The 15,662-nt window shown below is 45.9% G+C and carries 14 protein-coding genes and 1 riboswitch; of the genes, 7 read left to right on the top strand and 7 right to left on the bottom strand.

Features of this window, described 5'->3' with window-relative positions:
* Positions 1 to 124: 124 nt before the first annotated feature.
* Complete coding sequence (locus tag ABXR35_RS20375; RefSeq protein ID WP_367063889.1) at positions 125 to 1,546, bottom strand: nucleotide-binding domain-containing protein; 1,422 nt, start codon at positions 1,544 to 1,546, stop codon at positions 125 to 127.
* A 12-nt stretch (positions 1,547 to 1,558) separates the two neighbouring features.
* Positions 1,559 to 2,167: an SLATT domain-containing protein gene (locus tag ABXR35_RS20370; RefSeq protein ID WP_367063888.1), complete on the bottom strand. Its 609-nt coding sequence runs from the start codon at positions 2,165 to 2,167 to the stop codon at positions 1,559 to 1,561.
* Between the two features lie 807 nt (positions 2,168 to 2,974).
* Between ABXR35_RS20370 and ABXR35_RS20365 the strand changes: the two genes are divergently transcribed.
* The 3 genes from ABXR35_RS20365 (at position 2,975) to ABXR35_RS20355 (ending at position 5,743) form a co-directional block, all read left to right on the top strand.
* Entirely contained in the window at positions 2,975 to 3,922 is a 948-nt protein-coding gene (locus ABXR35_RS20365) for a helix-turn-helix transcriptional regulator (protein ID WP_367063887.1), read from the top strand.
* A 116-nt stretch (positions 3,923 to 4,038) separates the two neighbouring features.
* Positions 4,039 to 4,623: a DinB family protein gene (locus tag ABXR35_RS20360; RefSeq protein WP_367063886.1), complete on the top strand. Its 585-nt coding sequence runs from the start codon at positions 4,039 to 4,041 to the stop codon at positions 4,621 to 4,623.
* Positions 4,624 to 4,738: 115 nt separating this feature from the next.
* The gene (locus tag ABXR35_RS20355) at positions 4,739 to 5,743 is read left to right on the top strand and encodes an asparaginase (RefSeq protein ID WP_367063885.1); all 1,005 of its coding nucleotides are present in this window, start codon (positions 4,739 to 4,741) and stop codon (positions 5,741 to 5,743) included.
* A 463-nt stretch (positions 5,744 to 6,206) separates the two neighbouring features.
* Here the strand turns inward: ABXR35_RS20355 and ABXR35_RS20350 are convergent, their stop codons facing one another.
* Positions 6,207 to 6,545: a KGG domain-containing protein gene (locus tag ABXR35_RS20350; protein ID WP_367063884.1), complete on the bottom strand. Its 339-nt coding sequence runs from the start codon at positions 6,543 to 6,545 to the stop codon at positions 6,207 to 6,209.
* 372 nt (positions 6,546 to 6,917) lie between these two features.
* Positions 6,918 to 8,645, bottom strand: a complete 1,728-nt coding sequence (locus ABXR35_RS20345; RefSeq protein ID WP_367063883.1) for an ABC transporter substrate-binding protein — start codon at positions 8,643 to 8,645, stop codon at positions 6,918 to 6,920.
* A 313-nt stretch (positions 8,646 to 8,958) separates the two neighbouring features.
* Here ABXR35_RS20345 and ABXR35_RS20340 point away from each other — a divergent pair, with 313 nt between their 5' ends.
* Entirely contained in the window at positions 8,959 to 10,542 is a 1,584-nt protein-coding gene (locus ABXR35_RS20340; RefSeq protein WP_367063882.1) for a DUF4153 domain-containing protein, read from the top strand.
* 44 nt (positions 10,543 to 10,586) lie between these two features.
* Positions 10,587 to 10,970 (top strand): hypothetical protein, encoded by a 384-nt coding sequence (locus tag ABXR35_RS20335; protein ID WP_367063881.1) that lies wholly within the window; start codon positions 10,587 to 10,589, stop codon positions 10,968 to 10,970.
* Positions 10,971 to 11,423: 453 nt separating this feature from the next.
* On the opposite strand, the gene ABXR35_RS20330 is transcribed toward ABXR35_RS20335, so the two are convergent.
* From ABXR35_RS20330 to ABXR35_RS20320, 3 genes are all read right to left on the bottom strand, one after another.
* Positions 11,424 to 12,326: a DMT family transporter gene (locus tag ABXR35_RS20330; RefSeq protein ID WP_436669397.1), complete on the bottom strand. Its 903-nt coding sequence runs from the start codon at positions 12,324 to 12,326 to the stop codon at positions 11,424 to 11,426.
* 125 nt (positions 12,327 to 12,451) lie between these two features.
* Positions 12,452 to 13,108, bottom strand: a complete 657-nt coding sequence (locus ABXR35_RS20325) for a universal stress protein (protein WP_367063880.1) — start codon at positions 13,106 to 13,108, stop codon at positions 12,452 to 12,454.
* 113 nt (positions 13,109 to 13,221) lie between these two features.
* Complete coding sequence (locus ABXR35_RS20320) at positions 13,222 to 13,698, bottom strand: hypothetical protein (RefSeq protein WP_367063879.1); 477 nt, start codon at positions 13,696 to 13,698, stop codon at positions 13,222 to 13,224.
* Between the two features lie 400 nt (positions 13,699 to 14,098).
* A riboswitch (cyclic di-AMP (ydaO/yuaA leader) is annotated at positions 14,099 to 14,277 on the top strand.
* 122 nt (positions 14,278 to 14,399) lie between these two features.
* Here ABXR35_RS20320 and ABXR35_RS20315 point away from each other — a divergent pair.
* Together ABXR35_RS20315 and ABXR35_RS20310 are read left to right on the top strand one after the other, a co-directional pair.
* Entirely contained in the window at positions 14,400 to 14,813 is a 414-nt protein-coding gene (locus ABXR35_RS20315) for a hypothetical protein (RefSeq protein WP_367063878.1), read from the top strand.
* Positions 14,814 to 14,936: 123 nt separating this feature from the next.
* Positions 14,937 to 15,638, top strand: coding sequence for an oxidoreductase (locus ABXR35_RS20310; RefSeq protein WP_367063877.1), 702 nt, complete (start codon positions 14,937 to 14,939; stop codon positions 15,636 to 15,638).
* The last annotated feature ends 24 nt before the right edge of the window (positions 15,639 to 15,662 follow it).

Below are 15,662 nucleotides of genomic sequence, written 5' to 3'. Positions count from 1 at the left end.
TTACAATATAAATGGAAACAGCACCTATAGACACATAGGTGCTGTTCTTTATAGAATGCAGCGTTAGATATTACTCTAATAAATTTAACATTTTCTGTTGATAAAGGTGTTTTAAAATCTATACTTAAATGGCACTTGGATCAATAGGTACTAAAATACGATCTTTAGCCACTACTACATTATCATGGACAATATAACATTCTACAATATGCTTGCCCTTGAAAGAAGTAACCTCTACTTTGGTTTCTTTCCCTGAACGAATCTGCCCTCGGATACAATCTCTACTTCTAGCTTCGGATCCTCGATTGAGGACCTTCCAATACACACGATAACTGTTGTAATTTTTCTGATCGTCAACGCGTATTTTTTTATATTTTTCTTCAAACTCATTGTACGTAATCTTAAAAGTTAACGTTTTTCTTGCAGGCAATTGAAGAGTATTTCTAAGCATTTCACGAAGTGATTTTCTACGATAACCTGAAAGATCAACCTCACAATCAATTTCAAGCTCATAACGAATATCAACAGAAAACATATTTGTAATGGATTCTTCGGTATTACTAAAGGATTTGGAGAAAGAAGCCGTAGCACTGGAAGTTTTGGTTATGAGCGTAGGTGCTGGGAAAGCGGTACCAAAAACATCTTGTAACAATTCATAAATATTATCGTCTTCCTCCGTACAACCATTTAGTTTATTATAAGCTTTTTTAGCGCGAGTAATAAATTTACTGTTGCTTTTATACACATGCTGGCGGCTACCTAAAGCCAACCAATATTTTTTATTTGCATCTTGATCTTTGAGGTATTTAAATAGATCAATAAATAACTGTAAATAACTATCAAAGTCACATTCCTGATAGTGTATATATCTCTCATCTTTAAAAAAGTTATACACTAGCGTATCAATTAACAATCCTCCAAATTTAAAACCTTTGTTGTTTTTCCAAGCTCGGATTATTCGACAAACATTTTGATAGTGAGCATTTGTAAGATCGATCATAATTTCCGACTCTGTAGCCTCAGGAATGGGATTCGTTTTTTTCCAGCGCCCTCCATCATTGCTGTCTGGATAATCAAAAGCTCCATCTGTCCGTTCAAAAACTGGACAGACTTCAATTTCACATTTAGCACTTTTCATACTAACAACAACAACTTGTCCATCGCCACGTACAATCGTATTTGGATAGATTTCTTTAATTCGCCCTTTGACTTCCTGCAGCAGCTTAGACTGGACATTTCCTTCTCGAGAATCAAAATCTTTTTTTACTTCAGATGGCAATACAAAGAGCATATCCATATCACTAATTCCTTTAATAGCTGTCTTTCTGCCTAAAGATCCTATAATATGGCCATGATCTTGATCATCATCTTCTTGCCAGTATGTATCATTTAATTTATTAACAATACGATAATACCGACTCAACATTTTAGGATCGTCTTTGTCAGAATCATCACTTTGCTCCTCTGTTTCAGTTCCATCTACAGTTAGCTTTTGTACGTTTACAGCTATAGCGTCTGCAAATTCTTTAAATGAATCTTTTAGCATTTTCTGTCCCCTTTATATTAGATAATCAATTAATAATTTAACCAGGCCTCCGACTATAAGGAGAGCAATTAATATTGAAAATAAATAAATCAATATTTTATATACTCCTGGAATCTTATCTTTCCAAAGTTTAAACTCTAGCTGCTCATTCATCCATTCAATTTGTGATTCTCCAAAAAATGTAATATGAGCACGAGTGTTAGAGAAAAAAATCTGTTTTGATATACCTAAGTTACTATACTCATCCAAAATGCGATTTAGTTCAAGCTCATAATGCTCATAATTAAAATTCTGATCGCCTTTAGCCTTATAGTACAGCGCTTTAAGCTCTTTATATAGACGTATCAACTCTTTACCAACATTGTTATATTTCTCTTTTTCAGCATCATACTGGGTAATCGTATATGCAAGAATACTAATTAATACTAAGCCTACTGAAATCAGATCATTGTGTGGAAGATTCGGCTTCCATAGTTGAACAACCCCGATACATACACCAATTAACGCAATCGATTTCGGGAATTTTTCTATAATGTCATATGTAGCCAGATGCCTCTTCGCACCAAAGTAAATATCATATCCATGTGAAGCTACTACCTTTAAAAAATCTGCTTTAGTCAAGCAGCATACCTCCCTTTCAAATATAAATACAATTTTTGGAACACAAAGAAAATTATTGTTTTTTATGTACTTTATTAGTATACTGTTTCGCTTCAAATTACGCTATAGCACTTACTCGAGTTGTAGTCAATACCTTAATAGCCGAATTTTATAGTTGTTGTAGTCGAATGTAGATTTGCGAGAAAACTATCCAACACTCTATTCTTGCATTTAATATCCTATATAGTCCTAATAGAATTTATCGAAATTAAAAAGTATAGTTATTTTAACTTTAAACTTAAAGTACAAAATATATGAGGTGAATAAGCATACCAACATTTTATGGGATTTTAACCCTGCGTCTTCTAAAGTTTTTAACTACCCTAGCTGAAGTAAATAAAGTTTAGCAAGCTGTAATTATTTATCAAAATGGTAAGCCTTCGATTTCACAGCTACAGATGAAAAAATTACAAACATACCTAGAATGCATTTGTGGATAATAGATTTAATTTACATTTATCCATTATTTAGTAAGGATATTTTTTAATCTTCATGAGTACTTACCTAAACCTTGTTTCACTATGTACAGGGGATTAACCTCAAAAAGCATTCTTATCTTGTTTAATTTTCACAAGGAGAGGTACAGGTGTTTTTTGCGATACGTGTCTTTTGGATCTACTAATTGCATAAACCACAAGGATTCGGTTCTTATTATATTTCTGAAAAGATTAACGAGTAATGTGAAATAGATAAGGCTGTACATAATGGATATTCGAATACCCATAACCAATCCAAAAAACCACGACGAATCAGAAGGGAGAACGGCGGATGAACAAAACAGAGCGCATGCTGGCGATTGTGCTGGAACTACAGCGTTGTTCACATATGGTCAAGGCACAGGATCTGGCGGATACATTCGAGACGAGCGTACGCACGATTTACAGAGACATGCAGGCGCTAAGCGAGTCGGGCGTGCCGCTCATGGGTTCACCGGGACAGGGCTATGCGCTGATGGAAGGCTACTTTTTGCCACCGGTCAGCTTGACGGCCAATGAAGCGGTTGCCGCGCTGCTAGGTACAGAGTTTGTGAAGCAGCATTTTGGCGGATATTATAAGCGGGAAGCGGAGCAGGCAGGGAATAAGCTGGCATTTGTCTTACCAGATGAGGTGCTGGTTCAAGCATCGGCGATTCGTGAATCTATTCGGCTGATCGGGACGCAAGGCGATATACTGCCAGAGGATAATCGTCATATCCCGCTCATCTGCGAAGCCATTTCCGCTAGAAAACGAATACAGTTTGAGTATGTGAAACCGGGTGAGTCTCTTGCTGCTTCTGGTCGGCAGCTACGCACGGTGGAACCTTACGGACTAGTGTTGACACGTACCTGCTGGATGCTGGTTGGATATTGTACGCTGCGGCAGCAGATTCGCCATTTTCGCCTGTCACGTATGATGAATCTGAGTATGCAGGAGCAGGAGTTTGTATGGCCAGAAGGCTTTGCATTTCATGAGTACCGAGCGCCAGATGACCGCCATATCCAAGTGAGGGTACAGGTCAGTCAAGCGATTGCGGCACGGCTAAAAGAAGGCGGCAGCTTTTACTTGGACTCTTTGATGGAAGAGCATCAGGGCACGGTCGCGACGCTGCGTGTGCGCCGGGTTCAGGATGTGATTCATACAATTATCGGCTGGGGCAGCGGGGCAGTCGTATTGGAGCCGGAAGAGCTGCGCACCGAAATTACCCAAGAACTTCATCAAATGCTGAAAAGCTACTGACATGCTGTTGTCAGTAGCTCTTTTATATACTTCATGTATGAGGTAAAGCGGTGGCTGCTTGTAGCGCAGACTATTCTAGATGCAGTCGCCACTTACACACAGAGGAGGAAAAGAAAATGGATATGAATATGGTCGCACAACGCTTGGAGCAGTCGATTACGTACTATACAGAACAGCTGGCACGGTATGATATGGAGCAGTTAACACGGAAGCCGGGCGAGGAGCAATGGTCGTTGGGGCAAATGTACAATCATTTGATCGGCTCCGCACTGGGTATGCAGTTTGCCAATATTGACGAATGTATACGTCAATCGGAGCAGCAGGAGCAGGCTCAGGGTAACGCCACTCATTCGGAAGCACAGGGCAAAACAGATATTGGCACGATGTTGTTTGCAAAAGGCTCCTTTCCGCCTGAGCCAGTTCGAGTACCGCCCCATCCAGCATATACTCCACAGCAGCCTATGAGCCGAGAACAGCTGCAAGCAGGTCTACAGCAGGTACGTAGCCGTATTCAGCCATTGGCAGCACGAGTACAGCATATCCCGTCCCATTACACGGTTAGACATCCACGACTTGGCGACTTGACCGCTACAGAATGGTTTATGCTGACAGAGATGCACTATCGTCATCATTTGCATCAGAAGCGCCGATTGGATGAGTTTTTGCAAATGGAGCATTCGCGCATGGATCAAACGATATAGTTATCAAAGCCCGTATCATTTTCCTTATATTCATTCGTATATATCAATTTACACCACCACGTAAAAGTGTTAAATTTAGTTGTTGTCAGGTATACGATACGGAGGGAAGCGGGCAATGAAAAATATTTTGTTTATCAACACAGGCGGTACGATTTCTTCATCGGCGGAAGGTCATGGTTTGACGCCAACCCAATCGGCGGAAAATGTAGTAGCAGCTGTACCCGAATTAAAGGATATTTGTCATATTGCAGCGATGAATCTAATGAGTGTCGACAGCACCAATATCCAGCCGGAAGAGTGGGTGACCATTGCTCGCACCGTGCATGAGCAGCTGCCTGCCTATGATGGCATCGTCATTGCTCACGGTACAGATACGATGGCGTATACAGCTTCTGCACTGAGCTTTATGTTGGGCAAGCTGGACAAGCCGGTTGTGATTACCGGTTCGCAGGTGTCTGTGCTGGCGGAATACAGTGATTCCCGTAAAAATATCAAGGATGCGTTCCGTACAGCATCTAGCGAGCTGACCGGTGTATTTGTCGTATTCAATGGCAAAATTATTAACGGCGCCCGTGCTTCCAAAGTTAAAACGAAAAGCTACGATGCCTTTGAAAGCATCAATCATCCGTATATCGGTTATCTCGAAGAGGACCATATCCGTTATAACGAGATTCCAGCAATCTCGCATCCGCCAGTGCATAGCTATAACGACCATTACTCACCAGATGTGTTTCTGATCAAGCTGATTCCGGGGATGCGACCGGACATTTTCGATGCGGTGCATCAGCTAGGGTATCGCGGTATTATCGTCGAGGGCTTCGGCATGGGCGGTGTACCATTCAAGGAAATCAATCTGATCGACAAGATCGAAGAATTGGTGCAAAAGGGCGTTAGCATCGTCGTAACGACGCAATGTCTGTACGAAGGCGGCGATCTAACCATCTACGAGGTCGGTCAACGCGCATTGGAAAAAGGCGTAATCCCTTGTTATGATATGACAACGGAAGCGCTAACGACCAAGATGATGTGGGTACTCGGTCAAACGCAAGACCCGGCGCAAGTAGCGCAAATGATGGCTACCAATTATGTAGACGAAATTACATTACCTGAACGTAAATAAGTGATCTTTTGCTTCTTGGAGCAGTGTAGGGGCAACGTCATCCTATATAGAATATGAATCTGCTGAGTTTCATTGGTAAGATACAGCATATAAAATTATTTGTCCAAATCAATTCAACCCGTCCGCTCTCAAGGACGGGTTTTTCGTTGCGCTACGCTGCTTTAATATTCGCCCGCTCCCAAATCGTTCCACAAATGATCTTACTTTAAATAAGCTGGTGGAAAGCTTTTATTCCAATACAATGAAGCCACTGTTCTACCACTTCACATGCTGCCAAATGCAGTACACAACAAAAGAGAACTCTGCATCACAGAGTTCTCTTGTTAGCCCGTGCGTTGTATCGATCTCATCTTGCCCGTTACAGATGCCCTCCGTTGGACTTCTGTATCGGTCATACGATCATCCTTATTACATTCCCGGGGTATGGGTTTTCTTTTTACGGATGGCTTGCTTTGACGTTCGTTTAATCGTTGTTATTGTTTTTGGAGCGTGCTTGTCCGCCTTTGCGTCCTGCTTCCTCGCGACTCATTCCATCAGAATCACTACGGGCTTTCCCGCCCTCGCTACCGATCTCTTGATAGAACTCTTTGTCATGAGACTTGGCTGTTGCTTCTCCGCCTTTTTCACCGATTTCCTGATAAAATTCCTTACCGTAGGAATCGGATGTTGCTTGTCCACCTTTTTGACCGATCTCTTGATAAAATTCTTTGTCGTGATTTTTAGAAGTGGCTTCTCCACCAAGGCGACCTGCTTCTTCTCTGCTCATTTTGCCGTTGTTGTTATTGCTGTTGTTGTTTGCCATTTTCTATTCACTCCTTGTCAGAATTTTTCTTGATATTCGGTGTGCTGTGTCAGCGCCACGTTATGTTATTACCCGAGGGGATTTCCAGTAAACAGCCAAAAATCAGACGAATCGAGTGCAGTAAAAAAGTACTACCCATGCGACCATTACCTTGCTCGGCTTTATCCGAATTGGTAGGAATTCCAGTCATTCAACAAGCAGACAAAGTAGGGAGCTAAGACCCGAATGATGCTATCTGACTGCATGCTCCTTTGGATAGAATAGCTAACATGCAAACGTAGGCATACCCCTCAGCTTCCTCTGCTCCTTCTGGTGACTTGCCGCAGGGACAAAGCCTCAGCGATATCCAATGGATTGTACCGTTGCTGCCATTTACAGCTGTGGTGGAAACCAGATATGCCGCAAATCGACCCAGCCTTGGCTGTTAAATGTGATGCCGCGCACGGTAGGTAAATACGCGGTTTGTACGGACTTTTCATACAGCACATGTAGCTGGTGACTGCTAATAAGTCGCTGCTGAATATCCTCAAATCCTTCCATGCGTCGCTGCGGATCGGGCTGGCGCTGAATGTCGTGCAACCGATGTTCAATATCAATCTGTGTATGTCGCTCGACGTGACCGGATAAGGTTTCATACAGATCGTACAATCGCAGCTGCTCATCCTGATCACGGATAAGGGAGAAGAGGATGAGATCAGATTCCAGCCGTACATCGCCTTTGAAATGCTCGACTGGCACCGAACGCACTTCGCAATCGTATCCCGCCCCACGCAGTCTGTCGGCAATCCGATTCGCGTCGCGCCGATATTGTGGAATGGTCAACATGCGAAGACAGAAAGTCTGTTCTGCGATGATGGGCGCCGTGCTATCCCTCTCAGTAGCGTTCACTTCCATATCCTCTCCATCCCAACCCTGCAAACACTCACAAATATGCCGCCGTACATCTGGCTGTTGCAGCGGTCCATTCTTTTCCGTATTGAACGTAACAAACTTACGCACGGATACTGGCGAAGGCAGCTGACTCCATGTATTGGGCTGCGAGGTCGCTGCCGGATTAGGAATGACCTGAAACGGCGATACCGGATCGCTTATTCCCTCTGCATCGTCCTCCAATCGGCGCGACCGCCACGGAATATGTACAATCTCTACTCGATCCAGATGCGGTCTCCCTTGAAAATAAGGCTTGAATGCTTCCAGCATGACCACATTCTCCTCACGCTCCACTAGTCGAAACGGTCCGGTTCCACTTGGGCGCAGCCCAAATTCCAGTTCCGGTCGTCGATTCAAGCCCTGCGGCACGATGACTGCCCGACTGGTACACAGAAACGATACAAACAATTCATTCGGCTGACGCAGCTGAATATGGACAGCCGTATCATGCAGCGCCTGCACATGCTCCAATTGCCGGAAAATAAATCGATACAGCGACGGCTGCGAGCTATTCATGAGCCGCTGAAAGGTATACACCACATCGTCCGCTGTCAGCGTCTGCCCATGATGAAATAGTACATCCTTACGCAAATAAAACGTCCAACCTGTGCGCGCCTCATCCACTTCCCACGCATGAGCGAGATGCGGCATGATCATGCCAGTTGAACTGTCCTTGCGCACCAATCCGTCAAAAATATGACTGCACACAAACGACTCTGCCAGCAAATTCATATACAGCGGATCGACGGTGTGAATCTGCTGCCGAATCGGCAAACGCAGTCGATCAATCTGCCGATCCTGCTGCATCTCTGAATGCGCACCGAAGTATGACAGCAGCCACTCCTGCAATTGCCCGTCCAGCTCTGGCGAACGTGCCTGCTGCCGAATCTGGTCAATACTGGTACGAATATCCCCACGCCGAATCGTGTGCATCATCGATTCCAGCGCAATCTGTTCTGGCAGTACCGCAAAGATCAGCAGCGACCGCTTACCACGACCGCGCTGCGATTGCCAATCGATCCAGCCCTGCTGTCGCATACGCCCGATAATAGTCAGTGCATTGCGGTGCGTACACTCCAGCACCTCCGCCACTTCATCCAGCGTTACCGGATTGATCTGCTGCTCTCCGTACCGTGAATGCAGCAGCAAAAACTGCCGATGCAGCTTCATCTGGCTCACTCCTTTTCCTCTATACCTATGCTGTCCTCACAGCCATCTTGCGTTCTACATTATCTAAATTCTGTAAGTCTTCCAAATCCTCTAAGTGATCTGAGTCATTCAGGTTATCCAAGTCATACGAGAGATGCTATAGATTAAAATACGAAATTTTGGATACAATTTCTTCTATTTATCTTCTTATTTTAACATCTACAATGTAACTTGTACCGGCGGACGACAGAAGCGCGTGCTTGCATGGCAGCTTTCCATCCTCTTGCCGGATCAACGAATGCCTACGTGCGTTCTTCTGAGGAGGGCACCACCGATGTATGAAAAGCTGATTGTGACGCCGCGACGAGCGGGCATCGTGTTAGGTACGGCGTTTGCGCTGGCGGCGATTCATCAGTATTTGTTTTACGATCATTTGTATGGCATATCGTATCCGATATTTGTGATTTTATTTTACTTGTATATGTATACCTATGCTGGCGATCGATTACGGCGTGGCTCTTGGTTTAGCCGTTTGTTGACTACGGCGATCTTATTGCTGTCATTGACGTATGGATTGTTTGCCGATGGATTTTTCTATGTATTGAATATGCTTGTTGTGCCGGGGCTGATTTTTGGTCATATGGCGTATATGCTCAGTGATCGCCGTCCGAATTGGGCACGAATGTCGATCATCTATGCAGCAATGGATCATCTGCTGCTGCAATTGCCAGCTCATCTGCCTACACCGCTGCGCATGCTGTATCAGCGGGCGGCACGTCGTATGCAGCAACAGCATAAGCGGCTATTAGGCAAAATTTTGCTGGGCTTGCTGTGTGCGGTTCCGCTGTTGTTGATCATCATCGGTCTGCTGTCTTCGGCAGATGGGATGTTTCAGCAAATGCTCATTCACGTGCCGAATTGGCTGCCGCATCTTTCCTTTACCGAGGGAACACTGCGCTTGTTATGGATCGTGATCATAGGCTTTATGCTATTCGCGTATATATGGGGATTTATTAAACCGTATCGTCATGAGCCGGTGAAACATGCGCCTGTGACAGAACCAGCAGCATCTCCTGCTGACGAAACTGTCGTAACTACCGAAATACAGCCATCCGTAGCTCCTATGTCCAATCCTGTACCGCAGGCACCGCCTTTTGTTATGCCGCGATTGGACCCGGTTATACTGGCAACCGTGTTGATAGCGATCAATTTGGTGTATCTGCTGTTCGTTAGTTTGCAATTCTCCTATCTGTTCGGTGCGGGGCAAGGGTATTTGCCGGATGGAAGCACGTATGCTGAATATGCTCGCAGTGGTTTTGGTGAACTGGTACTGGTGACTGGCTTGAACTTTGTGATCTTGTTATCGGCATTGTATGGCAGTGGGGAAGCAGGTGCAGGCTTGCGTATGCTGACCCGATTTTTACTGCTAATTCTGGTGATCTGCTCGGCGGTTATGCTGTGTTCGGCATTTATGCGGCTGCTGCTATATGAACAGGCGTATGGGTATACGGTGATTCGTTTTCTGGTGCATGCCTTTATGCTGTTTCTGGGCGTATTGCTTGTGCTGGCAGGGCTACGCATCTATATCCCGCGCTTGCCGCTTATTCACTGCTATATCGTGTTCGGTCTAGTTGCCTATGTGCTGGTCAATTATATCGGCATGGATCATATCATTACCGAGCGCAATATGCAGCGGTATGAACAGACGGGCGAGCTGGATCAGGAGTATTTACTTACCTTATCCCCAGCAGCGATTCCAATGTTACTGCGCTTTAGCTATGAACATCAATTGCCAGAGCTGCGGAAGCGACTGCATACCGATAACGAATATTTGCTGACTGGCGATGCTGCTTGGCAGGAGTTTAATTGGGATACTTACCGTGCGATTCGACAATTGCGATTGGATCGTCCGTTATAAATGGATACGACATATCGTCTTGCATATCAAAGGAGGAAATATACATGAACCCTATTCCAGTATGGATCGAATGGAACATTGACCCGTCGCAATTGCCGTATAGGCAATGGTTTTATGCAGTAGAAGGTGAAATGGTGACCGACTGTGTTCAGACAGTGAATGATGGTACCGATAGCGGGGAAGAGAATAGTACTATGCATGCTTGGGATATACAGCTGCACATTACGGGAAAAGTAGAGCAGTCATGGAATACGTATGGAGAGATGCGTTTGCTGCAAAACCCTGCGCTAGAGTCGTGGGAGCCGGGCGCTAGCTTTTTACTTTGGCATGGATGTGAGCTAGCAGTGATCACCGTACTGGAATCCGGCGGGCATTTACCGGGAAGAACCAATGGCGCTTGGCAGGCAGATTGGTACGAAGTGATTTGAGAATGGATAGCAGGATCATCATACAGAAGTAGAGGCTTACAGTAGAATGGAGTCTGCGAAGTGCAGTGTGGCTCGTCTGACATATTCCTTCTATTGTCTGTCTACTATATTTCTTCTATATAGAAGAAACGGTACAAGATAGTAGCAACACAGAAGTAACATAGAAGCAATGATACAAGATAGAAACAATGATATAAGGTATAAGGAACGATATAGGATAAAAGCAACCATATAGCATGAAAGAAACAAGATACGTAAACAATAGAATCGCCAAGCCAAACGAAAAGATGACATACAAAGACACGACATAGAGAGATATGATATACAAAGAGCGATAACGACATACAAAAAAGCTTATTCATCCTCAGACGAATAAGCTTTTTTTATACAATCGTGCAGCCTTGTATGCAATGATCTAGCGTAGATCCTATCCAGCCTACGAATCGATCATCTCTACCCGTCAGTACCAACCATCACAGGCGCACGACGCGGTTTGCGATTGACCAGATAGATGCTAATTCCGATCAGTACCAGACCCAGCAGCAGGAACCATGTAAATGGCTCATGCAGTAAAAGGGTACCGATGAATACCGATAACAGCGGCACAAGGAATGTATACGAAGCGACTTTGCTCGCATCGCCAGCACCAACCAGCGTGAAGTAGATCATCCACGACAGCGCAATTCCGAAAATAATACCGAAGATCAGCCCGAACAAGTACGGTGCATTCCACGTAATATCCGACCATTGTTCAGTAGCGGAGCCTGCGGCAGTCAGCAGTGCGCCACCTAAGGTACATTGGAAGGCGACCATCCACAGTGCATCAGTGGTCTGATTCGCTTTTTTGATAAATACAGTTCCGAGCGCCCAGCTTAGTGCTGTTACCAGAGCTAGCACCACGCCAACGACAGCAACATGACCGGAGAATCCGCCCGCACTAACCGAGATAACCCCCGCAAAGCCCAGCAGCAATCCGATCACTTTGCGCCATGACATGGACTCACCCAGCCACATCCAAGCGAACAACCCGACTAGCACTGGCTGCAAATAAACCAGCACCGAGAACAGCCCGGATGGCAGATACATCAAGCCAACCGTCTGCAATCCATAAAATAATGCCACATTCAGCAAGCCCGAAATCGCATAAGCACGCCAGTTTTGCTTCCAGCGAATAAGCCGTCTGCGCGGCAGCATAATGATCATGAGCAGCAATCCGCCGATCAGTGTACGAAGCCCGGCAAACAGCACCGGCGGTGTATAGGCAAGCGCCACCTTATAAATCGACCATGAAATGCCCCATAAAAAAACCAGCGACGCAATCAGCGCCAACCGTTTCATTGGTGTTAATGTATTCAACGTTTTACCCTTCCTTTCCATCAAAAAGCACGTAAAAGCTGTCAGACGATGTCAGCCAGCACGTTACATCATACGCTTTTTGTAGGCAAAACGCAAAGGAAAAACACAAAGCAAAAAGAAACCTCTTAATCCTGCATATCTAGCATCCGTTCCAGCGGCTCGGCATCGACCAATGTACCCTTCGATACCTTCAAATACTGATATTCTCCATCGATATGCAGCTTTAGCAGCCCATTTTCAAAATCCGTATGCATCTTCTTAAAAAAGACACCTTCCGCCACAATGGGTTTGTCGGTTTCGTAACGAATCTGGTAGCCTTTTGGTGTGTGAATCACATCCACTTCCACGCCATCCTCATGTGTTTCTTCCAAATTGGCTTTCATCCGCTGTACCGCCACAATATGCAGATCGATGGCGCCCAGATGCTCCAGCAGGTCATTGATCAGCGAGCCGCCAGTCATTTCCTCCCAAAAGGAACGTACCGATTGCCCGATAATAAGCTGTGTCACCTGACTGCGGTGTGCTGCCATGGCGATCGCCTCTGCCAGATCGCGTCCTTCGCGCTGCACGACCATAAAAGTACCGCCTGCTTCTTCGGTCAGCTTTTTCCAGCTGTTGTAGTAATTCTGGTCTTCCATATCCAGTTCGCTCACGGGTTCATCCAGTATACTCAGTACGATCAGTGGTGCCTGAAGCAGCTGGGCGAGCCGGATGCCGCGCCGAATCAGCCGTTCCCCATTCAGATTGTAGTGTACACCGACCATGATCTTTTCTTCGTGCATGACCTGTAACGCCCCTTTGTATAAGTATCAATTGTCATAAGGTAGATGCCAGTGTCCCCAAACGGCTAACAAGCCGTTTGTTCACGCCCATACAGACACTTAACCAGCATAGACTAAAAAGAATAATATGCGCTGCAATAATGACTCAAAAAATTCCGCTCCGCAGGTAAAGAAGATACGGTAGCTCTGCTATTTGCTTGATTGCTTTCGGCACCGATCAGGCTTTTCTGCCAGTCCACTAGTGCCTCGCTTGCCAGATGGGTGCGGGTAAAGCCCCATTGCGATTCATGCTGCTGCATATACTGTGCCGCCTGCATGCCCGTCTGCCCTTTGAGCCTCGTAAACACAGATGCCCATTTCACCAGATCCAGATGAGTCGTACCGTCGGAGAATTCAAATTCTGCCCAGCCCGCTGCACCACTGCCACACATACGCAGCAATCCGCAATGCAAAAATTCGCAGTGATCCGGCAATGCCAGCCGTTGATGGTCATATACAAACAGCTCCATATGACGGATACGCGCCGTATCAACAGCAACACCATGCGGACGGACAATCTCTTCAACGAGCGGAACAGCAGTCATGATCATTTATACATACACTCCTTGTAATGTGAGGTTTAGTTGTGAGCCATCATAGGACATTTCCATGACAGCGTAAATGAAATCCAATCTTCATCCTTGCCGATTTGGGATGGAAGATAGTCATGTAATCGGATTCATCACAGCGATTCGCAGCCGCATCGTCATAATGCTCGGTTTTGCTATTGTTTTCGCAAAATTGCAGGAAAATGAAATAATATGGCGTAAGCAAGCGAATACGAGAGAAAAGTCATTGCATCATCTGCCTGAACCATCAAATTGACACAAAACCACATTCTGTCTGCCTTTACTTTGATCGTGGACGGGAGTATGATTCGTCTCAAGTTCATAAATTTCGGCATATCGCTGTATGCGTATGTCGTTACCAGCTGAATGTCCGTATGTTGTACTGCCATCTGGGCAGAACAAATTGTGCGGAGAGCGGGGGAACCAGCGAGAAGTGCCATAGGTGCTTTTCAGGGGTGAATCGGAACAAGGAGACATGTGGGGAACCGCAGATCCTGTCCGTAGGGAGACTCTTACTCCCGAATCCGTCAGCTAACCTCGTAAGCTGAATTAAGAGAGGCGACAATGATCATGACATCCGGTAGGGCACCGCTGTGCGCTGTTCGGAATGCTTGAGAAGCGGCGAGAGTACCTCTTGTGCGGCTTCTTTTTTGTTTGCCTTCACACATTGGAGGAGAAAAGAGATGGAGTTGGAGCAGGAATCGGAGTTACCAAGGTCTTATGTGCTGGTATCTCCGGCGACGCGGGCAGGAGAGCAGTTTATGCAGCTGCTCAAAGTCAAAGGAATCGATTTTGCCGCGATCGTGAACAGCTATAGTGAGAAAGTAAGAATGGAACGGATGGGCATCCATCATGTACTGCTGCTGGATACGCAGCGTCAGGATGAATGGTGTCTACCGCAGATGACGGTCGGGAAAGTGTATCTGTTTGAGCGGAGTTTGCCGTTGTGCTGCCGTTATATCCAGATGTGTCGCTCGTGGACAAGCGATCCGATTTATGTCATTACCGAAAGCAGCAACTCACGTATGATTTACAAAGGTCTGGGCGCAGATTATATTGTCCATACGAATGGCGGCAGTGTCGCCTTTTTGTTGTGACAGTGTGAGCAGTCTCATCTCCACCATAAGCAGGTATAGGGATAGAGAATTAACCATCATGCCGCTGCATACCGTTCCATCGGCAGCAGACGGTACATACTTATGAAGTTTGGAGATGATCGTATGACCGATAAAGTAGCACTCATTGCCGGAGCAACCGGATTGGTAGGCAGCGCGCTGATGTCTATTTTGCAAAAGGCGCCGGAATACCGGCAAATCATCGTTCTTGTACGAAACCATGTACCAGAATGGGAAAGCATGAAGCGGGTGAATCAGGTTGTCGTAGATTACGAACACTTAGAAGATCATCTGGATCTGCTGGTTGCCGATGATGTGTACTGCTGTCTGGGCACTACGATCAAAAAAGCCGGTACACAGGATAACATGTACCGGATCGATGTTACTTATCCGCTGACATTGGCGCAGCTGGCGAAGCGGCAGGGGGCTACCCAGTTGCTGCTGGTCAGCGCGATGGGTGCAGACCATACATCCAAAATCTTTTACAACCGGATCAAAGGAGAACTGGAGCAAAAGCTGGCTGGGCTGGATTATCCGTCTTTCTCTGCGGCACGCCCTTCGCTGCTGCTTGGCGAGCGTCAGGAATTCCGCGCAGGGGAACGTATTGGTGCCGTGCTTGCTAGAGCATTATCCCCGCTTATGGGCGGCGCGTTAGCCAAGTACAAGGCGATTCCTGCGGAAACCGTAGCGCGTGCGCTTTACCGGATAGCCAGCAAGGAACAGCGCGGGGTGCATGTGTACCACTCAGACCGTCTACATGAGCTGGGCGCTGTCTCTGATTCTGCACCGGAGCGAGTGACTTCCTGAATCCGATATCTACGTAGGCTGTAC

The organism is Paenibacillus sp. JQZ6Y-1 (assembly GCF_040719145.1).
Taxonomy (GTDB): Bacteria; Bacillota; Bacilli; order Paenibacillales; family Paenibacillaceae; genus Saccharibacillus; species Saccharibacillus kandeliae.
Note: the sequence above shows the minus strand (reverse complement) of the source record. Positions and strands in the feature narration are given on the sequence as shown.